Source organism: Patescibacteria group bacterium (genome assembly GCA_004297215.1).
Lineage (GTDB): Bacteria > Patescibacteriota > Patescibacteriia > UBA9934 > GWF2-40-263 > 2-01-FULL-63-20.
This window is the reverse complement of sequence record SCUM01000001.1, coordinates 357,889-377,227: the sequence shown is the minus strand read 5'-3', so window position 1 is coordinate 377,227 and position 19,339 is coordinate 357,889. Positions and strand designations below refer to the sequence as shown.

Annotated in this window: 22 protein-coding genes; 20 read left to right on the top strand and 2 right to left on the bottom strand. The window is 60.7% G+C overall.

What is annotated here, in order from left to right; translation table 11 throughout:
- From xseA to EPO34_01910, 7 genes are all read left to right on the top strand, one after another.
- Window positions 1–1,209, top strand: a complete 1,209-nt coding sequence (xseA, locus tag EPO34_01940; GenBank protein ID TAK03898.1) for an exodeoxyribonuclease VII large subunit — start codon at window positions 1–3, stop codon at window positions 1,207–1,209.
- Between the two features lie 122 nt (window positions 1,210–1,331).
- Complete coding sequence (xseB, locus tag EPO34_01935) at window positions 1,332–1,535, top strand: exodeoxyribonuclease VII small subunit (GenBank protein ID TAK03897.1); 204 nt, start codon at window positions 1,332–1,334, stop codon at window positions 1,533–1,535.
- Between the two features lie 4 nt (window positions 1,536–1,539).
- Window positions 1,540–1,890, top strand: a complete 351-nt coding sequence (locus tag EPO34_01930; GenBank protein ID TAK03896.1) for a phage holin family protein — start codon at window positions 1,540–1,542, stop codon at window positions 1,888–1,890.
- On the top strand, window positions 1,887–2,582 hold the full coding sequence (locus EPO34_01925; GenBank protein TAK03895.1) for a UMP kinase: 696 nt from the start codon (window positions 1,887–1,889) through the stop codon (window positions 2,580–2,582). The genes EPO34_01930 and EPO34_01925 overlap by 4 nt, the downstream gene beginning before the upstream one ends.
- Before the next feature lie 186 nt (window positions 2,583–2,768).
- Window positions 2,769–3,266, top strand: coding sequence for a 50S ribosomal protein L10 (locus EPO34_01920; GenBank protein ID TAK03894.1), 498 nt, complete (start codon window positions 2,769–2,771; stop codon window positions 3,264–3,266).
- 87 nt (window positions 3,267–3,353) lie between these two features.
- Window positions 3,354–3,749 (top strand): 50S ribosomal protein L7/L12, encoded by a 396-nt coding sequence (locus tag EPO34_01915; GenBank protein ID TAK03893.1) that lies wholly within the window; start codon window positions 3,354–3,356, stop codon window positions 3,747–3,749.
- Window positions 3,750–3,889: 140 nt separating this feature from the next.
- Window positions 3,890–4,501 (top strand): hypothetical protein, encoded by a 612-nt coding sequence (locus EPO34_01910; protein ID TAK03892.1) that lies wholly within the window; start codon window positions 3,890–3,892, stop codon window positions 4,499–4,501.
- 83 nt (window positions 4,502–4,584) lie between these two features.
- Here EPO34_01910 and EPO34_01905 read toward each other — a convergent pair whose 3' ends face one another.
- The gene (locus tag EPO34_01905) at window positions 4,585–6,729 is read right to left on the bottom strand and encodes a hypothetical protein (protein TAK03891.1); all 2,145 of its coding nucleotides are present in this window, start codon (window positions 6,727–6,729) and stop codon (window positions 4,585–4,587) included.
- A 77-nt stretch (window positions 6,730–6,806) separates the two neighbouring features.
- Here EPO34_01905 and EPO34_01900 point away from each other — a divergent pair, with 77 nt between their 5' ends.
- From EPO34_01900 to EPO34_01860, 9 genes are all read left to right on the top strand, one after another.
- Window positions 6,807–7,415 (top strand): ArsR family transcriptional regulator, encoded by a 609-nt coding sequence (locus tag EPO34_01900; GenBank protein ID TAK03890.1) that lies wholly within the window; start codon window positions 6,807–6,809, stop codon window positions 7,413–7,415.
- Window positions 7,412–7,843, top strand: coding sequence for a hypothetical protein (locus EPO34_01895; protein TAK03889.1), 432 nt, complete (start codon window positions 7,412–7,414; stop codon window positions 7,841–7,843). Before EPO34_01900 ends, EPO34_01895 begins: the two co-directional genes overlap by 4 nt.
- Before the next feature lie 16 nt (window positions 7,844–7,859).
- The gene (locus EPO34_01890; protein ID TAK03888.1) at window positions 7,860–8,540 is read left to right on the top strand and encodes a hypothetical protein; all 681 of its coding nucleotides are present in this window, start codon (window positions 7,860–7,862) and stop codon (window positions 8,538–8,540) included.
- A 64-nt stretch (window positions 8,541–8,604) separates the two neighbouring features.
- The gene (locus tag EPO34_01885) at window positions 8,605–9,381 is read left to right on the top strand and encodes a hypothetical protein (GenBank protein TAK03887.1); all 777 of its coding nucleotides are present in this window, start codon (window positions 8,605–8,607) and stop codon (window positions 9,379–9,381) included.
- A gap of 98 nt (window positions 9,382–9,479) precedes the next feature.
- Window positions 9,480–10,820 (top strand): hypothetical protein, encoded by a 1,341-nt coding sequence (locus EPO34_01880; GenBank protein ID TAK04309.1) that lies wholly within the window; start codon window positions 9,480–9,482, stop codon window positions 10,818–10,820.
- A gap of 4 nt (window positions 10,821–10,824) precedes the next feature.
- Window positions 10,825–11,772, top strand: coding sequence for a hypothetical protein (locus EPO34_01875; protein TAK03886.1), 948 nt, complete (start codon window positions 10,825–10,827; stop codon window positions 11,770–11,772).
- Window positions 11,703–12,821, top strand: coding sequence for a hypothetical protein (locus tag EPO34_01870; GenBank protein TAK04308.1), 1,119 nt, complete (start codon window positions 11,703–11,705; stop codon window positions 12,819–12,821). The genes EPO34_01875 and EPO34_01870 overlap by 70 nt, the downstream gene beginning before the upstream one ends.
- A gap of 49 nt (window positions 12,822–12,870) precedes the next feature.
- The gene (locus tag EPO34_01865) at window positions 12,871–13,149 is read left to right on the top strand and encodes a hypothetical protein (protein ID TAK03885.1); all 279 of its coding nucleotides are present in this window, start codon (window positions 12,871–12,873) and stop codon (window positions 13,147–13,149) included.
- Entirely contained in the window at window positions 13,139–13,402 is a 264-nt protein-coding gene (locus EPO34_01860) for a type II toxin-antitoxin system RelE/ParE family toxin (GenBank protein ID TAK03884.1), read from the top strand. Before EPO34_01865 ends, EPO34_01860 begins: the two co-directional genes overlap by 11 nt.
- 146 nt (window positions 13,403–13,548) lie before the next feature.
- Here EPO34_01860 and EPO34_01855 read toward each other — a convergent pair whose 3' ends face one another.
- Window positions 13,549–14,325 (bottom strand): hypothetical protein, encoded by a 777-nt coding sequence (locus tag EPO34_01855; GenBank protein TAK03883.1) that lies wholly within the window; start codon window positions 14,323–14,325, stop codon window positions 13,549–13,551.
- 201 nt (window positions 14,326–14,526) lie between these two features.
- On the opposite strand from EPO34_01855, the gene EPO34_01850 reads away from it, so the two are divergent.
- From EPO34_01850 to EPO34_01835, 4 genes are read left to right on the top strand one after another with little or no spacing between them, the layout of a single operon-like run.
- Window positions 14,527–15,741, top strand: a complete 1,215-nt coding sequence (locus EPO34_01850; GenBank protein TAK03882.1) for a hypothetical protein — start codon at window positions 14,527–14,529, stop codon at window positions 15,739–15,741.
- Window positions 15,738–16,628, top strand: coding sequence for a histidine phosphatase family protein (locus EPO34_01845; GenBank protein TAK03881.1), 891 nt, complete (start codon window positions 15,738–15,740; stop codon window positions 16,626–16,628). Before EPO34_01850 ends, EPO34_01845 begins: the two co-directional genes overlap by 4 nt.
- Window positions 16,629–16,686: 58 nt before the next feature.
- Window positions 16,687–18,174 (top strand): glycosyltransferase family 2 protein, encoded by a 1,488-nt coding sequence (locus EPO34_01840; protein TAK03880.1) that lies wholly within the window; start codon window positions 16,687–16,689, stop codon window positions 18,172–18,174.
- 9 nt (window positions 18,175–18,183) lie between these two features.
- Window positions 18,184–19,302, top strand: a complete 1,119-nt coding sequence (locus tag EPO34_01835) for a glycosyltransferase family 2 protein (GenBank protein TAK03879.1) — start codon at window positions 18,184–18,186, stop codon at window positions 19,300–19,302.
- Window positions 19,303–19,339: the final 37 nt, after the last annotated feature.

The window sequence follows — 19,339 nt, the reverse complement described above, 5'->3', positions numbered from 1 at the left end:
ATGTCCGTCCCCGCCGCCATCTCCGTCGCCCAATACCTCGACCTGGTGAACGACCGGCTGCGCGAGGTGCCTTCGGACGTGGGCGTGGAAGGGGAGGTGTCGGATTTGCGCGTAAGCCACGGCAAGTGGGTGAGCTTCGACCTGAAGGACGCCGAAGCCGGAGCGGTGCTCAAGTGCTTCATGACCGTGTGGCAGCTGTCCGTGCCGCTTGAGGACGGGATGCGCGTGCGCGTGACCGGGGGAGCCAAGGTGAGCCCCAAGTTCGGCAAGTTCCAGATGGACGTGCGGGCGGTCGAGCTCGTCGGCGAAGGGGCGCTCAAGCGGGCGTACCTCGCGCTCAAGGCGAAACTCCAGGAAGAAGGGCTGTTCGACGGCGCGCGCAAGCGGCCGCTCCCGCGGTTTCCCGAGCGCGTCGGGCTCATCACCTCGCGCGAGGCCGCGGCGTACGGCGATTTCCTGCGCGTGCTCGGCAACCGCTGGGGCGGGGTGGATGTGCTGTTTTCGAGCGTGCACGTGCAGGGCGCAAGCGCCGTGCCCGAGATCCTTGCCGCGTTCGCCCATTTCAACGCGCTCCCCGAGGCGGAGCGTCCCGACGTGCTCGTGCTCACGCGCGGCGGCGGCGGGCTGGAGGACCTGCACGCGTTCAACGACGAGTCCGTGGCCCGCGCCGTGTTCTCGTGTCGGATTCCCGTCGTCGTCGGGATCGGCCATGAGCGCGACGAGTCGCTGTGCGACTACGTGGCGGACGTCCGGGCGTCCACGCCGAGCAACGCGGCCGAGCGCGTCTGTCCGAGCCGCGAGGAGGTGCGCTATGAGGTCGAAAGTATGGCGCGCCACGTCGAGACGCGCCTGCGCGAGAAGCTCGACGCGCATCGACGGACGGTCGGCCACGTGGCATCAGCCGCCGGAGCGTTCGTGTCTCGGGAGCGCGAGCGGCTCTACGCGACCGTCTCCGCCTTCGACGGCGCGGCCGGACGTTGGATCCCGCGCTTGCGCGAGCGCGTGTTCGGGGGCGAACGGCTGCTGAAGAACGTCGACCCCACGCGCGTGCTCGCGCGCGGGTACGGGATCGTGAGCGTGGGCGGCCACGTGGCCCGCGACGCGTCCGCCCTTGAGGTGGGAGCCGAAGTCGAGGTACGATTGGCGCGCGGGCGCTTTGACGCCGACGTGACGCGGATTAACGGGAAGGGGAAGCAGAGGTTGATATGATGTCAGCGCCTTCGGCGTGAGTGGCCCTGACGGGTCGTCGGTGCAGCCTGCGGCTGCGTTCGTCGCCGACGCCATCAGGCCCAAACGCGCCGCAGCGCACCAACACGCAGTACCAACAAACTATGGCAAAGAAAGCCGTCAATTTCGCCAAAGCCTTCCAGGAGCTGGAAGCCATTACCGAGTGGTTCGAGCGCGACGAAGCCGACCTCGACGAGGGGCTCAAGAAGTTCGAGCGCGGGCTCGAGCTCGCCGCCGCCTGCAAGGAAAAGCTTTCAGAGGTGGAGAACAAGGTGCGCGAGATCAAGGCCAAATACGAATCCGTCTGACCCTATGTCCCTCATTCTCCGCTGGATCCTCAATGCGCTCGCGCTCATCGTCATCGCAAACGTCGTCCCAGGATTCGGCGTGGACGGGTTCTATGCGGCGCTCGTCGCGGCGCTCGTGCTCGGCCTCGTGAACGCGCTCATCCGGCCCCTCCTGTTCATCCTCACGTTGCCGGTGACCGTCCTCACGCTCGGAGCGTTCGCGTTCGTGATCAACGCGCTCATGATTTGGCTCACGAGCACCATCGTGAAAGGGTTCCACGTTTCCGGGTTCCTTCCCGCGTTCATGGCCGCGTTCCTGCTCTGGGTCGTGAGCATGGGCACCAACTGGCTTATCAAGCACGCAAAAGAAACATGACCGGTAAGCCCACCTTCGTCCTGTCCCTCGGCGGATCCATCGTGGCGCCCAAGGGCGGCATGGACACCGAGTTCCTCAAGGGGTTCCGCGAGCTCATCCTGCGCCACGTCTCGCGGGGATGGCGGTTCCTCATCGTCGTCGGCGGAGGGGCGACGGCGCGCGCGTACCAGGACGCGGCGCGCAAGATGGGCAACCTCACCCGCGATGACCTCGACTGGCTGGGCATCCACGCCACGCGCATGAACGGCCACCTGCTGCGCACCCTCTTCCGCGACGTGGCGCACCCGGCCGTCATCAAGGATCCCACGCGCGCGCCCACGCGCTGGGCGAAGCCGGTCATGATCGGCGCCGGATGGAAGCCTGGGTGGAGCACCGACTACGTGGCCGTGCGCCTTGCCAAGCGCCTAGGCACGGATTTCATCGTGAACCTGTCCAACATCGACTACTTGTACGACAAGGATCCGGGCAAGCACAAGGATGCCGAGCCCGTCATGCGGATCGGCTGGAAGGAGTTCCGCAAGATGGTGGGAGAGGAGTGGGACCCGGGCATGAACGTCCCGTTCGACCCGGTGGCCGCGAAGCTCGCCTCCGCGTCCAGGATGAAAGTGGCCATCGTGAACGGCACGGACCTCAAGAATCTCGACGCGCTCCTCTCCGGGCATCGGTTCACGGGGACCATGGTCGGGGGTTGACGCCCTCCCGGCCCTTGGGTATAGTGCCGGGGCAATTGGATCGCCAAAGACAACGGGCCGAAGGTCCTGAGCGAAAGCGAAGGATCCGAGATAAGTCCCGTCGAGGCCAGCCTCCCCGCCGTTTGGCGCGTGTCTTCTGCGATTCGTTCGCAGAATTTTCTTTAATACACCTAAAGGTCGATACCTATGGCCAAAACCAGGGCTCAAAAGGAAGAGGCCCTTTCCGGGCTCGTCGACAAGCTCGGCCGCATGAAGGCGGCGGTGTTCACCTCGATCGCGGGGTACACCATGGGCGACGCCGACGCGCTGCGCGCAAAGGGGCGCGAGACCGGCGTCGAGCTCACCGTGGCGAAGAAGACGCTTCTTCAGAAGGCGCTCGAACAGTCGGGCCTCAAGGTCGAAAAGGGGGCGCTCTCCGGTTCCATCCTCGCCACCTTCGGCATGGAGGACGAAGTGGCTCCGGCCAAGCTCGTCGCGGACCTCGCGAAAGGCAAGGATAAGGAAGGGATCCAAATCGTCGGCGGCATCCTGGAAGGGAAGTTCGTCGGCGCGGACGCCATGAAGGCGCTCGCGAAGCTCGAGAGCAAGCAGGCGCAGCGCGGCCGCGTCGTGGGCACCATGTTCGCTCCCGTGTCCGCCTTCGTCCGCGTGCTGGAAGCGATCCGTGTGAAGCAGGCGGCTTAACTAAAGTGCGTAGGTGGTAGTTGGTAGGTGGTAGGACAAAAATCCTCCATACTACCCCCTACCCCCTACTACCTACCCCCTATCGTTATGTCAGACGAAGTGAAAGTCGAGGTCCCGGCGAAGTTCGCCTCCCTCGTGAGCGAGATCGAGAAGCTCTCCGTGCTCGACCTCGCCGAGCTCGTGAAGTGCCTGGAAGCGAAGTTCGGCGTGTCCGCCGCCCCGGCCATGGTGATGGCCGCCGCCGGCGCCGGCGCTGCCGCCGCGGAAGAGAAGTCCTCCTTCGACGTGGAGCTCACCGGCGCCGGTGCCAGCAAGATCGCCGTCATCAAGGCCGTGCGCGAAATCACGGGCCTGGGCCTTGCCGAGGCCAAGGGGATCGTGGATGCCGCCCCCAAAGTGGTGAAGGCCGGCGTCGCGAAGGCCGAGGCCGAGGAAATGAAGAAGAAGCTCGAGGAAGCCGGCGCGCAGGTGACTTTGAAGTAACAATCCTGTTACTTCAAAGTCATCCTGAGGCCACCTCGAGGCCGAAGGATCTCGAGAACCGCCCCCTGCAGGGCGGTTTTTCGTTTGACATGGATTGCGGTTGGGCGTATTGAACGTGGGCACTTGAACGAGGAGGACACATGTTCGGTTCATCAGAGAAGGAGAAGGCACGGGCGTACGTCCAGTCGCGCGGGCACGAGTCCGTCACGGTCGCCGGCCTGACGCCGGAGGAGATCGCGAAGCTGGATGCCGCCATGACCGTCGGCACCTGCTGGGTCCGAAAAGGGGAGGACGGCCAACTGCAGTTCTCCGAAGCGCACCTCCCGGCCCCGGACCCGATCGAGGACGAGCGGATGCGTCCGTTCTGGCAGCCGTTCATTTCGGGCAAAGGCTCGATTCAGATCGAGATGTTCGATGAGCAGAGGATGAAGGCCAGCTGCCTCCCGAAAATCACCGTCGAGTACGTCGGCGCGGGCGATCGGGAGCCGAAAAGCTACGAGCGCAACGCCTCGAAGCTCCGATCCTACGGGTTCGAGTGCATGAGGTCGCAGCGCGAGGAGGGGAGCGGGCGGTACATCGAGCAGTGGATCCTCTTCACCTCCTACCACGCGAAAGGGCCGCTGAAGGAGGCGATGGAGGCGAAGAAATCCACGAATGAACAGGTGGATGCCGCCGTCGCGTTCCTCTGTCAGCACGTGCACTTCGGATCCCTCGACGTGTGCGTGCAACGCGCCGCGCTCGTCTTCGATTGACGCGACCCCGCCTCGACCAAGAAGCGGGATCTTTTTTACATGATGTCCGTTGCGCAACGCCGCCCCCCGCGGGTCGGTTTTGCTTATGGCTGCGCCGTGGGGCGGAAGCCGTAGAGCGCATCGCCCGTGAGCACATAGATGGTGCCTTCCTTCTCGTCCACGAACAGGTCGCGTGATTGCGCGAACGCGTCAGCGACGTATTGGGCGAGGAGCGTCCCGTCTTCCTTGGCGAACACGAGGACGCGGCGCTGCGAAGGCTCGAGCACGTACAGCCGCTCGCTTTCGAACGAGGTCCAGACGTCCTGCGCGTCGGCCATGGCGGGCTCCGCCCCCCGCAGGTCCCAGCCGGATTCCCCTCCGTTCACGAAGCGCAGGAGGTCGCTCCCCGTGAGCACGTACACGTATCCGTCCACGGCAAGGCCGCGCGCGTCGGCGAGCGAAGAGGTCTTGGAGCGGATCCATCCGCTCGGCTGCCCGAATCCCGACGTGGTGCTCGGGAACTTCAGCACCTGCGCGTCGCCGAGCGACACGGAAAGGACGTAGAGGCGTCCGCCGTATGCCGTGAGGTCCTTCCAGGCGGCGTCCGCGGCCGGGGCAAGGGAGGTGACCTTCATCTGGGCGTCGGACAGGACGAGCTCTGACACGCCCGGACGGTCGTCGAGGAACGCCACGGTTGCGTCCTCGACGGACGCCTTCAAGGCGACGCCCACGGCCGAGGCGGGAACGGGCAGGGGTTCCGCGGCGCCGGAGGATGGATTCACCCGCAGGATGCCCTTGTCGGCGCCAAACAGGTAGAGATGCGTCCCGTCGCCGACGACCGCCCGGGCGTCCAGGGCCGAAGCGATCCGGGGAGGATCCGGCAGGCGCACCACGCGGCGCAGCCGGTCGAGCGCCGCCGTCACGTCCTGCTCGATGCGCCGTCCGGCCTCCCGCCGCTCCGGCGTGTCGAGCGCGAGTTCGCGAAGGTCCGCAAGCGCCTCGCCGTAGAGGAGCCGGGCGCGGTCCTCGTCGCGATAGATCGCCGCGGCTGCCGCCTGGTCGCGCAGCTCTTCCACGGCGCGCATACGCTCGTTAAACGCCTCCTGGACCTCGCGTCTCGCCTGCGTTCGCGACAGCGCCGCGAGGCTGATGCTAAGCGCCGCGAGCACGCAGAAGGCCGCGATCGCGAGCCTCCGGCTCGTCCTGGGCAGGTCTCGCAGGCGCAGGACGAGTCCGCTCACCCGTTCGCCCATCCGCTCCTTAGGCTCGCGCACGATGCGCGCCCGGGCGTCCCCGCGCGGCGCGTTTGCGGCCGTGTGTCCGACGAGGGAGAGGGCGGCGCGGGAGGCGGAGCGCGCGGCGCGTCGCAGCCATCCCGCCGGGCGCGGCATGCCGGGCTCTTCCGGGGCGCGGGGGCGCAGGAGACGGCGGGCCAGGGCGAACAGCGCGCTTCCGCGCGGCGCCTGGTCCTCGATGAGGCGGTCGGTCCGCTCGCGCGATTCCACCAGCCGGTCGAGCGACACCTCGGAGCGGGGCTTGGCCTGCTCCACGGCCGGCGCCGCCTCTTCGGCCTGCGCGCGCAGCACCAGGATGGAAAGCACGTCGTTGAAGGCAAAATACTGGCGGATCCTCGCGGCTGCCCCGATGGGCGGGAGCGAGGAGAGCACCCCGCACAGCTCGTCGTTGCCGATGGCGGGAGCGAGCTCCTTGCTCGACAGGCAGAATACGTCGCCGGGGCGCAGCTCCCCGTCAAGCACCACGGCGAACGGCTTTTCCCAGGTGGGGAGCGCCTGCTCCGTCTGGATGCTGCGGGTGAGGTTGAACGCCTGGTAACGGTTGTCCTGCGTGCGGTGCAGGAACATCGCCGTGAGGTCGCCGGTGCCGGAGAGGTACATCTCCGACCCGCAGGCGATCCCCACGAGCGCCCGGAAGTCGCGGATGGGAAGGGTCCACTCGGTGGTGCGCACCAGCTCGGAAATGGCGGCGTTCATCGCGCCAAGGAACGCCTCGAAGCTGTGCTGGGGGTGGTCGCCCATGCCGAAGGAGGCGGCCAGGCGGTCCAGATGCTCCTCCACCAGGCGGCACGCGAGGTTGGCGTCCGGAGACGGCCGCTTGGTCGCGGTCACGCACAACGCGAAAGCGAACCCGTCTCGTCCGTGCAGCGGGGTAAGGGTGAGGCGCGGGGCGGACGGGCTCGGGCTCGGATCCGCGTACGTGCCGGCTTTCAGGTAAGATTCCTTGGGAGCCATGGGTTGCCCGATTCAAGGCGGTGTGCAAGGATTATACCCGAGAAGGAGCTTGTCGCAATGCAACGAACGTCCTCCCTGTGCCTTCGCACGAGTTCAAGCTTGAACAGCTGTTTGGCTCAAAGACCCGCGCCCGCCTGCTCGGGCTGTTCTTGATGAATCCGGAAACCTCTTATTTCGTCCGCGAGCTTACCAGGAAGATCGACGCCCAGCTCAATTCCGTGCGCCGGGAGCTCAAGAACCTCGTGGAGCTCGGCCTGGTGGTCGAGAAGGTCGGCGCCATCCCCAAGCCGGGAGCCTCGCTCGCCGAGAAGAAGAAGTACTACATCGTGAACGCCGACTTCCTCCTGTTCGAGGACCTGCGGGGGATGTTCAAGAAGATGCAGGTGCTCCTGAAGAAGATCCTCGTGAAGGAGTTGGAGAAGAAGGGGAGCATCGAGTATTTCGCGCTCACCGGGCGGTTCGTGGACCGCAGCGACGTCCCCACGGACATCGTCATCGTCGGCGGCATCGATCCCTCCGAGCTCCAGCGCGTCGTCGGCCAGTTCGAGGCGGATTTGGGCCACGAAGTGAACTATACGCTGCTCCCGAAGGAAGAGTTCCTGTACCGCCGGCAGATCGCCGACCGGTTCCTCATGTCCATCTTGGGCGGGGAGAAAATCGTGATGGTGAATACGCTCGGCGTATGACGTCTTTGGTGATTTCTGCTCAGGATATCCGTCGCATTTCGATCGGATGGATGGAGGACGGGAAGCTCGCACGGACGACCGAAGTGGAAGCCGAACCGGAGCGGTATCTCGCGGCCATCGACGAGACGCTGGCCTCCTGGGGGTGCGATCTCGCGGATGCGGGCCGCGTGTGCGTCGTGACGGGTCCGGGGGCCTTCACGGCAAGCCGCATGTCCGTGACGATCGCGAACGCGATCGCGTTTGCGCGGAACATTCCCGTGTTCGGCATCGCGAATGAGGAAAAAAAGAGCCTTGAACAATTGATGGGTTCAGGGGCGTTCAACCGTCCAACACCGGGTGTTGGATTCGTAAGCCCTGTGTATGACCGACCCCCCAACATCACCTTGCCCAAATCCTCAAACGTTATACCCTATATATCAAACTCCTAATCCCTAAGCCCAACGTATGAACCCGACGGTCAACGTGTTCCAAGAAACCCTCCTAAGCGTGTGGACGAACATCACCCTGGCGTTGCCAAACGTCCTGGCGGCCGCGGTCGTGTTCGTGGCCGGCCTCGTGGTGGCCGCCATCCTAAGCCATGTGGTGCTTAAGGCGGTGGAGCTGCTGCGGCTCGACGAACTCGTGTCCAAGCTTGAGCTCAAGGCCGCGCTCGAACGCGTCGGGCTGCGCCTGCACGTGGGCCGCCTGCTCGCCTGGATCGTGCGCTGGTTCTTCATCATCGTGTCCCTCATCGCGGCCACCGACATCCTCGGCTGGGAGCAGATCACGGATTACTTGAAGCAGGTGGTGATCTACATCCCGAACGTCATCATCGCCGTGGTCATCCTCTTGGCCGGAATCCTGCTCGGCAACTTCGTCCGCTCGGTGGTGAAAAGCGCCGTGGAAGCGGCCCAGCTCGCCTCGGCGGATTTCCTCGCCGGCCTCGCCAAGTGGGCGATCGTGGTGTTCAGCTTCATGGCCGCCCTGGTGCAGCTGCAGATCGCGACGGCCATCATCAACACGCTGTTCACGGGCCTGGTGGCCATGCTCGCGCTCGCCGGCGGCCTCGCGTTCGGCCTGGGCGGCAAGGAGCATGCGCACCGCGTGCTCGAGCAGCTCCGCAAGGACCTCACGAGCGAGAAGTAAGATACTCGCAACGGCCAAACCGCCCTTGTAAATAGGGCGGTTTTTCGATAACATCCTTGATTATATGGAAAGATTCTCACTTATCAGGCACGGGGAAAAGATGAAAGCCGGGGAGGAACGGTCAACCGTTGAGGCGTCCGGCTTAACAGGCAAACAGCAGGCGAGATGGAAGGAAATCTGCGAGCGTCTGCACATTTCTGATCCAGAGGTTACCTATCGCAGTCTCGAGAAGATGGAAACACTTGCACAAGATATTTTTTCATCGCTTCCCGAACGCGCGCTCGTGATTTTTTCGACCACGAACTATCCGCGTACGCGTTTCACAGCGGAATATATCCTAGAATCATTGGAAGACCATATCCGTGAAAGCGGGACCAAGCAGATTTATACGGACACGATAGGGGAGTCGACGACGGATATGGGAATCCGGACGACGGGAACGTCCGACATGCCCAAAGAAGCTCCAGGCATGTTGCAACTCATGCAGCGGATCGCGCAGCAAGACCAGGAAGACGATAAGGAGTTGAGCCAATATATCTCGAGTGCGGGAGGAGGAAAAGGCCATGCACGGGAGATGGAATTATTTTTTACTGCGGTCAATCAGGATCTTGCTCGTGAGGACTCAATCTTGAAGAAGAGGGCAGCGCAGTTGCGTGAGGAGGTGCTGAAATTAAAAGAGGTCGTGCACGCGAATGAGGGACTCCCCATCTTCTTTTACGGCGTAGGCCACATGTCGAGCTTAGTTGCGCTTGATGTGGCGCTCAATGGCCGCACGCATTACGACAGAGAGGACGAAATACCGGCCCCGCTCTCTCTCGTAGAGGCGAATATGCGTGTATGAATCCCGTACGATTTTCCTATCCGCATCCGCCTTTGCCCGAATCCAAGACATGGCTCGTCGCTCAGAGGCCGGGGACGCCAGCGTTTCTGGATCCTTACATGAAGGTATGGGCCGATCAGCACATCGAGCGTTACTACCGCTTTTCCCTCCTGTTCGCGGATGGATATTGGCTATACCAGGGAGAGACATCCTTCATCAAACTGAACGTCCGCATGTTCGGATATTCCGTACTGGATTATTTCTTGTCGGGAAAAAACTTCAGAATGTATCTTCGGCGTTGGGACAAGGTCAAAGCGCAATCCGATCGCTTGTGGCATCGATACGGCGGCAAAGCCTTCTCCATGCTGTCTGGAGAGCAATTGGTCGAATTGGTTCACGAGTGCCAGCGGGTGTTGGAAGACATTTGGGCGGTTTCGCCATTGGCAGCCATGATCGGGGACATGGCGACCGACTGGACGAACTGGTGGTTGGAGCAGAAGCGTGTCCCGCTGGATCAACGGCAGGCACATTTTTCAACCCTTTTCCATAGTTCGGAAATTTCCGAAACGGTAAAACGGCAAATCGTTATTTCGAAAAAAATACGCCGGGCCGTCAACAAAAGGAAGGCCGCCGAGCGGTTGGCACGCGCGTTCGCGTATGCCAAGTCGAATTTCAACGGGTACGTCGAGTACTCGGCTGAGGACGTGCTGAGGGATGCCGAAGCTGCACAGAAATTCAACCCGAAGGAACAGAAGGTATTGGCGAAGGCCAAACAGGCCATCTTGAAAAAGCTCGGCGCAAACACGCAGGAACGGAACATTTTCTCGCTCTTTGGGTATTGTCAGTACAACCGCGACGAGCGCATGGCTTACGAACAGCGGCTGTTCGCGTTAATCGACTGGGCGCTAGGCGGGTTGGCGGAAAAATTTGATGTCAGCCACGACGCGTTGAAATATTCGTATGCTGGCGAACTGACGCTGGCGAAACTGCAGGACAAGACGTACAAGGACCTGCTTGGTGCAAGGCGAGACGGTGGCTTGCTCGTGTATTGGGAAAACGGGAAAAAGGGCAGTTACGTGGTCGGTGAAAACGCAAAAAAAATTTTCGATGCTGTTAGAACCGATGAGGGAAAACATGATCAAGTGCGTGGACAGGTCGCGTTCAGGGGGAAGGCAAGGGGAATCGTGCGGGTCGTTGCGCATCCGAAGGAGGCAGTACCCGATGAGCCGTTCGTCCTGGCAATCTCCATGACCTCGCCGGATTTCATGCAGTTTCTCCGTAAGTGCGTCGCTATCGTCACCAACGAAGGCGGCATCACCTGCCATGCGGCAATCTTATCGCGGGAGTTGAAAATACCCTGCATCATCGGCACGAAGATCGCGACCAAGGTGCTCAAGGACGGCGATGAGGTAGAGGTGGACGCGGAGAAGGGAATCGTGACAATCTTGAAACGAGCCTGATCATATGCCTTTCGTGAAACCGTTCGAACAGCTCGGAAAGGAAAATGTCGGCGAAGCGGGAGGCAAGGGGGCGTCGCTTGGGGAGATGACGAAAGCCGGCATCCCGGTGCCGCCGGGATTTGTCGTCGTCGCGGAATCGTTCGATCGGTTTCTTGAGGAGACGGACCTGACCCAGGAAGTGAAGGCGCAGCTCGCCAAGGTGAACTACGAGGACGTGGCTTCCGTAGACCGTGCGTCGCGCGTGCTGCATGACCTCATTCATGACGCGAAGTTTCCCGAGGACCTCGGGAAAGAAATCGAGGCGTCGTTCGCCGCGCTCGGTGCCGAGTTCGTCGCGGTCCGTTCGTCCGCCACAGCCGAAGACTCTTCCGTCGCCAGCTGGGCCGGGGAGCTGGAGAGCTACCTCAACACGACGCACGAGACGCTGCTCGTGAACGTGAAGCGCTGCTGGGCATCATTGTTCACCCCACGCGCCATCGTGTACCGCAACGAAAAGGGGATGGTGGACACGCACGTGTCGGTGGCCGTCGTGGTGCAGAAGATGGTGCAGTCCGAGGTGTCCGGCATCACCTTCACGGTCCACCCCGTGACGGAGGACCGCAACCAGATGATCATCGAGGCGGCTTGGGGCCTGGGGGAGATGATCGTGGGCGGGCAGGTGACGCCGGATTCGTACGTCGTCGACAAGACCGACAAGTCGCTCATCGACGTGAACGTGTCCGAGCAGGAACTCATGATGGTGCGCTCGACCGGCGGGAATGAGAAGATCCCCGTGCCAGCGGAAAAGAAAAACGCGCAAAAGATCTCTCCCGATCAGATCCGCGACATCGGCGGAATCTGCCAGCGCATCGAGGCACATTACGGTTTCCCGTGCGACATCGAATGGGCCATGGAGGGCGGGACGTTTTACATCGTCCAAAGCCGGCCGATCACGACGCTAAGCGGGTCGTGAGGATTGAAGCGTGCCTGAAGGGACGTAGAATTATGACCTTCGAGAAGCTGTATAGCCGTCAATCAACCTTAATCGTGCAGGAAGTCTGGATGCAGACTTTCTTGGTGGATGTCCCGGAGAAGTTCGGGGACACGGCCGTTCCGCGCCCGGCGCTGCTCATCGATTGCGCGGATGGCATCATTGAAATCTGGGTACGCAAGGAGGCGAATACCTGGATCGTCGCGAATGCGGGGCGCGCGTACGGACAAGACCTGGAACTCGTGCGCTCGAAGGTCGCCGAGTATCAAGGGCAATTGTCCGAACTGATGTCGATTTGGGCAATACCCGAGACGACCGTCGCGGGATTCAAGGGTACGCTGCAAAAGACGCGCGTCGCTCTCGCAAATTGGCTCGCGCTGTTTTACGTGATTACCAGCGAGGATTCGCTCCAATCCGCTCGTGACCTGGCGTTGGAGTTGCGCGCCCGCGACACGTTTTTCGTGGACGCTGAAATTTATATCCAAAAGACGCTGGCGGCCTTGCTGCCGGGGAACGAGGATCTCACCTGGTACGTCACCATGGCAGACCTTGCAGCTGGTATCGACCCGGCGACCCTTCGCGCTCGGCGCGAGAAGTACCTGTTCGTCGACGGTATTCCGCAAGGGGCCATTTCCCTCCATGAGTACGTGCAGGATCATACGGATATCGTCTTGGTCGACCCTGCGAAGGAAGCGCAAATGGCCGGGGAGCTCAAAGGGCAGATCGCGCAGAAAGGGAAGGTGAGCGGCAGGGTCCGTGTCTTGAAGAAGCGTGAGCAAGTAGCATCCGTCCAAGAAGGGGAAATCCTCGTTTCCACGATGACCACCCCGGATTTCCTTCCAGCGATGCGCCGTGCCGCCGCGTTCGTCACCGATGAGGGCGGCATCACCTGCCACGCCGCCATCGTATCGCGTGAACTCAAGAAGCCGTGCATCATCGGCACCAAGGTCGCGACGAAAGTTCTGAAAGATGGCGATGAGGTGGAAGTGGACGCGGAGAAGGGGGTCGTGAGGATCTTGAAACGGGCTTGACGGACGGTTCTGCGCCGCGATATAAAGTATGTAATAATCTACATACGATATGGCAAAGGTCTACCAGCTGTTGGCAAAGGAACACGTCGCCTCGATCCGCGATGTCCAGAAGAATCCTTCCAAGACCCTTCGGGACGTCACGCGCGTGATGCGCGGGAGCACCACGCTCGGATTCTTCTTCTCCAGTGCGGAGATGGACGAGCTGCTCGAAGACCTGGAAGCCGCGTCGAGCCGCACGTTGCGAGCACGCGTGAAGAAGGCGCGACAAGGATTGAAGAAGGGAGAGATCGTTTCCATCGCCGATCTTGCCAAGGCCTATGGCATTTAAGCTGGTCCTGACCACGCAGGCCGAGAAGGACCTGCGGAGTCTCGACCACGCCGTCGCGCGCCGCATCGTGCACAAGCTCGTCTGGCTCGGGAAACAGTCGAATCCGTCCGCGTTCGCGAAGCGCCTGCGCGAGCCGGCCGCGGGTGACGTCAGGTTCCGGGTCGGGGATTACCGTCTCATCGGCATCGTGAACGCATCAGCGAAACGCATCGAGATCGTAAAGATCGGACATCGGCGCGAAATATATCTTTGAGTATGTAAAAAAGCCCGGAACTGAGATCTAAGGTCCGAAGACCGAGGATTTCGAGTTCCGAGCATCCCTGTGCCAACGCTCACTCCCGGAGGGGAGGCAAAGCGTGGCCGTCATAGAGACAGCGGTCACATTCGTAGGTGAAGAGATCAACCTTTCCCATAGATAAACTGATACCTGTGATGGGTCCCCACGGTTTCTCGTGTCCAGAGGGAAGGCATGGCACAGTTGGGATAGACCCAGCAGTCACACTTCATGGCGAAGAGTTCAGCTTTCCCCTCAAAGAGCCTGACACCCGGCAAGGCTCCCCACAGTTTATCGAGGCAAGGATCATTGAGCTCAATTCCACCACAAATAACCCAAGGAACGTCGTCGTCGGCGGTGCTCATCTGACGTACCCACCTCGGGCTTTGAGCCCCGGCGTAGATGGGTGCGAAGGTGGCCGATCTCGGCACACGGAACGCGCTAGGCATATACCCATCTCTTTCGGGCAGAGTGCGCTTTTGGGGTTCACAACAATCGCGGAGGTCTAGCACCTCGATACGAACACAGTTGCGATGATCTGGGACGCCTTCGAGGAGTCGGATGCGGTTTTCATCCACACCCTCTCCATAGGCATGTTCCCACTGGGAGAATCCTTCACCGAAGGCTTCGCGCATCCGATCGCGCGCGTACAGGAACGTTGCCAGGACGCTCTCCCTGTACACCGTAACGACCACGTCGAGCCGCGGATATTCTGGGCTCTCGGCTTCGTAGCGGCCGAGGAGTCCAGAGACATTCGCCTCATCGAGCGCCTCCGCGATCATCTCCTGGGTCACCCCGGGATAGTTCCTCACCATCTCGAGCTTGCGCGCGAGAGGGGTGAAGAGGCCATGGATGAGGTCAGAGGCCGGCTTGCTGGTCTCGAGTTTTGACGTGTCGGTCACTTAACTACCCTGCCTTTCACGTATGCCGTAGGTACATCTTGGAACAAACCATTGATCCACGATTTTCCTTTTGTTGAAAACGGCTATTTGACGCCGAACTTCGGCTGCAAAATACCGCTTTCAACAGTAGATTGGATGGAACGAACAACGTTGAAAGATAGCAGAAATTAACGCCCTTGTCAACCGAAAACCCTTGAAAAAATGGTTTTTGCAGTAGTTACAGAACCCATCTTAATTTTTCAGGGAAAATCTAGCCTCGTGTCGATGTTTTTGATAGGCTACATGCTAATGATCATGCCTATGTATCAATTGGAGAAAATTACGCCGAAAGACTATATCCGTGCCTTTAACTTCAAGGGGTTGGGTTATCTTCTTATAGATTTTTCCGCGCAGCATTACTTCGACCGGGGCTTCTTGTGGATGTATGAAAATGACCTGTTGCGCTCGTACATCCCACGTTCCATCGCGGCGGAGACCATGAAGATCGGCCGGGCTATCTTTTCACAAGAGGAAAATTTTGTTCGTTTTGAGAAAGGATTCCGAGAAGTCATCGCTGAAAGCGAATCCTATCTCAAGACGTCCCGTCAAAAGACCGTCGTTACCATCAATGACGTCTGCGACCTCAAGGCGATTGTCCAGAAGCTGTATTACTACTTTGAAAAGACCGAATTTTTCTTCACAGATGGCTGTTTCGAAAATACCGACGCCTTGTTGGAGAAAAACATGTTGGTCTTGGGTGACGACCTCAAGATGAAGAGCCGCCCTTTACTTGTCGAATTGCTCACCACCTGCCTCTACCATTATGCGGATTTGGCCGCCGCACAACATGGGACGAACGTGGAAGACGTGAAATTTTACAGCATTAAGCAGCTCATTCGCCTGTTAGAACAAGGTACTCTGGCGCCTGATACCATCATCAGGGCACGTCAGCATTCGTACCTGATTTATTCCGAGAACGGACGCGGGTACGAATTGGATGGTATCGACAAGAAATTAGTTCTCGGGCGTTTCGCAGAACCTGATTATTCGAACATGACGGAATGCGGCGGGACGATCGCGAACCGTGGAAAAGTGACAGCGCGCGCCCGTGTCATCTTGCCGGAATACGGGAAGAGTTATGAGGATTTCGTAAAGAGCGTACACCTGATGGAAATGCCGCAGGGAACCATCCTGGTCACGGAGACGACTTCGCCCGAGTTCGTTCCGCTCATGAAAAAGGCCGGTGGAATCATCGCGAACCAGGGCGGATTGAATTCGCATGCCGCCATCATGTCTCGTGAACTTGGCGTACCGTGTCTCGTAGCCACCCATCACGCGACGGATATCATCCGCGATGGGGACCTGATCGAGCTCGATGCCACCAACGGCAAGATTACGGTCTTAAAACGGGCTGCCAAATATACCTCTCATCTATGACGGAACGACGGTCGGGCACACAGTTCGAGATCATGCGTCACGGACACAAGAAGGGGGAAGGATTATCCGAACAGGGGATTGAACAGGCCAAGAAAAAGGCGCATGAGCTTTACGAACGTCTAAAGGAGATTCCTGCTCCTGCTGTCATTGTGCTTTTTTCTTCAAACATCGGCCGTGCAATTGATACAAAGCGGACCTTGGAATCAAGTTTACTCGACCTGGTTTCACAAGATGGCGACTTCGAAGCTGTATCCGTGAAGGATGCTGAGAAAATTGATGAAGCTAAAACCAGAACTGACAAGAAACTTCTCATCACGGAGACGGCTCCGCAAACCATGCTCGGATACAGTCTCAGGAAGGAGGATCTGGCTGACTCAGCTTTTCAAAAATGGCGCAGCCTCTACAAAGATGAGTCCATCGTAGGAAAGATTTGGACCGCAAGGAAGGAAGAAATCCCCGCGCTCAAGGAGGAACTTAGACGTACACATCCAGACATAGATCCTTCGACGATTAATCCAGCCGAATTCATCCAAACGCCGGAAGAATACGCTTTCCTAGCTGTGGATTATGTTGAACGCATGGATCAGCTTTCAAAAAAACACTTTCCGGACAGACCTACCCACCTAGTTTCCGTGAGTCACAATTATTTCAGTGACTGGCTGACGCTTATGGCAATGGGTAAGTCTATAAACGTCGAGAGCATCAATGAGCTTGGTGGAACGTATAGGGATTTTGTCGAAAGCTCGCACCTCGATGTCGGCAATGGGGAACTCTGGGTCGATTATCGGGGGAAGCAGGCGCATACGCCGATGACGATTCAGGATGTCCGTAAGAAGTTGGAAAAAAGCATGAAGGAGCGTGAGAAGGAATGGAAGGAAATAGAGTAGGATATGGCGAAGACCGCCCTAGACTCAAGGGCGGTTTTTTGTTAGGATTCTTTCGATTATGGACGGCTTTTACGGCTATAAGTACGGCCGCATGCGCTTTTGGGAGATGCTTCCGGGGGCGCTCGTGTGGGGGACGCTCATCCTTGGACTCGCCTTGTCGTTCTTCGCCCCGGTGTACGTGGTGGTGTTCATCATCGTGTTCGACCTGTACTGGTTCTTCCGCGTGGCGTATTTCATCATCTTCCTGGTGATCGCCTGGGTGGAAGTGCGCCGCGCCTCGAAGGTGGACTGGGCCGCGCGGGTGCGGGAGATCCCGGGGCATGAACGCATCCACCACCTGGTGTTCCTCCCCACGTACAAGGAAGAACTGTCGGTCATCCGCGCCACGCTGCGATCGCTCCTGTCCGCCCACGTGCCGCACGAGCGCATGATCGTGGTGCTTGCCGGCGAAGAGCGCGACGCGCATCGGTTCCGCAAGAACGCCGCCGCGATCGAGCGCGAGTTCGGTCACCGCTTCAAGAAGCTGATCGTCACGGAACATCCCGCCGGGCTGCCGGACGAGATCCCGGGGAAGGGATCCAACCTCAACTGGGCCGGACACCGCGCGGATGAGGTCCTCACCGCCGAGTTCCCGACCCTGAAGGACGAGGACCTGATCGTTTCGGCGTTCGACGTGGACACGGTGGTGCATCCGCAGTACTTCTCGTACCTCGCGCGCACGTATCTCACCGTCGAGGACCCCCTGCGCTGCAGCTACCAGCCGGTAGTGCTGTTTTCCAACACCATCTGGACCGCGCCGGCGCCGGTGCGCATCGCCGCGTTCGGCACCACCTTCTGGCTCATGGGCGAGCTCGCGCGCCCCGAGCGGCTGTGGACCTTCTCCAGCCACTCCATGCCGTGGAAGATGCTCAAGGACGTCCGGTTCTGGCAGAAGGACATCGTCTCGGAGGACAGCCGCATCTTCCTGCAGGCGTTCGTGCATTACCGCGGCGACTATCGCGTCACGCCCCTGTACCTCCCCGTGTCCATGGACGCCGTTTCCGGGGAGACGTACGTGGCTGCGCTCAAGGCGCTCTACAAGCAGCAGCGGCGTTGGGCATGGGGGGTGGAGCATCTTCCCGCGATGGTCGCGGCGTTTGGCGCCGCGCCAGGGATCCCGCTCATGAAGAAGGCGCGGTACCTGTTCAACCACCTGGAAGGGATGTACACCTGGGCCACGGCGCCGTTGCTCATCTTCCTGTTCGGCCAGCTCCCGCTCGCGCTCGTGCGCGACCCGGACGCGCTCATCCAGGCCGCCCCGTTCACGCTCCAGCACATCATGCAGCTCGCCATGGCCGGCGTGTTCGTGTCCGGGATCCTGTCGCTCACGCTGCTCCCGCCGCGCCCGGCATCGGTGAAGGGATGGGCGTGGCTGCTCATGGTGGCGCAGTGGCTGCTGCTCCCCGTCACCTTCATCCTGTTCGGCGCCCTGCCGGCGATCGACGCGCAGACGCGGTTCCTGCTGGGCTCCTATCTCGGGTTCAACGTCACGAAGAAGCTTAGATAAATATGTAGGATGAAGAATGTAGGATGTAGGATATTTTTCATCCTTCATCCTACAGTCTACATCCTTCATCCTACCGCCATGACTCCCCGCGTCCATCTCACCATCGTCGCTTGGAACAGCCTCCGGTACCTGCCGGAGCTTCTTGCGTCCGTGGAAGCGCAGACGTTCCGGGATTTCCAAGCGTTCATCATCGACAACGGCAGCGTGGACGGGAGCGAGGCGTACGTGCGCGCGCATCATCCTCGCGTGGCGTACCTGCGCAACGCGCGCAACCTCGGGTTCGCGGCCGCGCACAACCAGGGGATCCGCTACGCCCTCTCGCATTGGCCCTCCGACGACCTCGCGCGCCGTTACGCGCTCGTGGTGAACCCGGACGTCATCCTCGCGCCGGACTTCCTGGAGAAGATCGTCGCGGCCGCCGATGCGCACCCCGAGGCCGGGAGCCTCGGAGGGAAGCTGTTGCGCGCCTCGCGTGAGCGCCTGGAAGACGAGGACCTGCGCGAGACGGTGAAGAGCGACGTCATCGATTCCACGGGGCTGCGGGGCACGCGCGCTCGCACGGTGGCCGATCGCGGGGCGGGCGAGCTCGATCGCGGACAGTACGACGCCCTGACCGACGTGTTCGGGATTTCCGGCGCGCTCGCGCTCTATCGCGCCTCCGCGCTCGAGGACGTGAAGGTCGACGAAGAATATTTCGACGCGGACTTCTTCGCGTATAAGGAAGACGTCGACCTTGCCTGGCGGCTGCGCCTCGCCGGGTTCTCCGCCCTGTTCGTGCCGGAGGCGCGCGCGCACCACCATCGCGCCATGGGCGGGAGCGAGTCGGCCGGAGCGTTCAAGCGCCTGCGCGAACGGTTCGGGCGTTCCCAGGCGCGTTCCGGCTATTCCGCCCGCAACCATTGGAACATGCTCATGAAGGACGAGCTGTTCGTGAACGGCCTGCTCGCCTCGCCGTGGATCCTGTGCCGGGAGGCGCTGCAGCTGGCGTACGTCGCCGTGTTCGAGACGCGCAACCTCGGCGCGTTCGTCCAAGCGCTCGCGCGGCTCCCGCGCATGCTGCGCAAGCGCCGCGAGATCATGCGCTCTCGCAAGGCAAGCGCGAAGGAGATGAGGAAGTGGTTCGTGTAGTAATGCAGTTGGCAGTGGGCAGTTAGCAGTTAGGGGG

Bases quoted from the DNA above. Each gene is read 5' to 3' on its own strand.
- xseA (TAK03898.1), top strand. From the start codon at position 1: ATGTCCGTCCCCGCCGCCATCTCCGTCGCCCAATACCTCGACCTGGTG.
- xseB (TAK03897.1), top strand. From the start codon at position 1,332: ATGGCAAAGAAAGCCGTCAATTTCGCCAAAGCCTTCCAGGAGCTGGAA.
- EPO34_01930 (TAK03896.1), top strand. From the start codon at position 1,540: ATGTCCCTCATTCTCCGCTGGATCCTCAATGCGCTCGCGCTCATCGTC.
- EPO34_01925 (TAK03895.1), top strand. From the start codon at position 1,887: ATGACCGGTAAGCCCACCTTCGTCCTGTCCCTCGGCGGATCCATCGTG.
- EPO34_01920 (TAK03894.1), top strand. From the start codon at position 2,769: ATGGCCAAAACCAGGGCTCAAAAGGAAGAGGCCCTTTCCGGGCTCGTC.
- EPO34_01915 (TAK03893.1), top strand. From the start codon at position 3,354: ATGTCAGACGAAGTGAAAGTCGAGGTCCCGGCGAAGTTCGCCTCCCTC.
- EPO34_01910 (TAK03892.1), top strand. From the start codon at position 3,890: ATGTTCGGTTCATCAGAGAAGGAGAAGGCACGGGCGTACGTCCAGTCG.
- EPO34_01905 (TAK03891.1), bottom strand. From the start codon at position 6,729: ATGGCTCCCAAGGAATCTTACCTGAAAGCCGGCACGTACGCGGATCCG.
- EPO34_01895 (TAK03889.1), top strand. From the start codon at position 7,412: ATGACGTCTTTGGTGATTTCTGCTCAGGATATCCGTCGCATTTCGATC.
- EPO34_01890 (TAK03888.1), top strand. From the start codon at position 7,860: ATGAACCCGACGGTCAACGTGTTCCAAGAAACCCTCCTAAGCGTGTGG.
- EPO34_01885 (TAK03887.1), top strand. From the start codon at position 8,605: ATGGAAAGATTCTCACTTATCAGGCACGGGGAAAAGATGAAAGCCGGG.
- EPO34_01880 (TAK04309.1), top strand. From the start codon at position 9,480: ATGAAGGTATGGGCCGATCAGCACATCGAGCGTTACTACCGCTTTTCC.
- EPO34_01875 (TAK03886.1), top strand. From the start codon at position 10,825: ATGCCTTTCGTGAAACCGTTCGAACAGCTCGGAAAGGAAAATGTCGGC.
- EPO34_01870 (TAK04308.1), top strand. From the start codon at position 11,703: ATGGGCCATGGAGGGCGGGACGTTTTACATCGTCCAAAGCCGGCCGAT.
- EPO34_01865 (TAK03885.1), top strand. From the start codon at position 12,871: ATGGCAAAGGTCTACCAGCTGTTGGCAAAGGAACACGTCGCCTCGATC.
- EPO34_01860 (TAK03884.1), top strand. From the start codon at position 13,139: ATGGCATTTAAGCTGGTCCTGACCACGCAGGCCGAGAAGGACCTGCGG.
- EPO34_01850 (TAK03882.1), top strand. From the start codon at position 14,527: ATGGTTTTTGCAGTAGTTACAGAACCCATCTTAATTTTTCAGGGAAAA.
- EPO34_01845 (TAK03881.1), top strand. From the start codon at position 15,738: ATGACGGAACGACGGTCGGGCACACAGTTCGAGATCATGCGTCACGGA.
- EPO34_01840 (TAK03880.1), top strand. From the start codon at position 16,687: ATGGACGGCTTTTACGGCTATAAGTACGGCCGCATGCGCTTTTGGGAG.
- EPO34_01835 (TAK03879.1), top strand. From the start codon at position 18,184: ATGAAGAATGTAGGATGTAGGATATTTTTCATCCTTCATCCTACAGTC.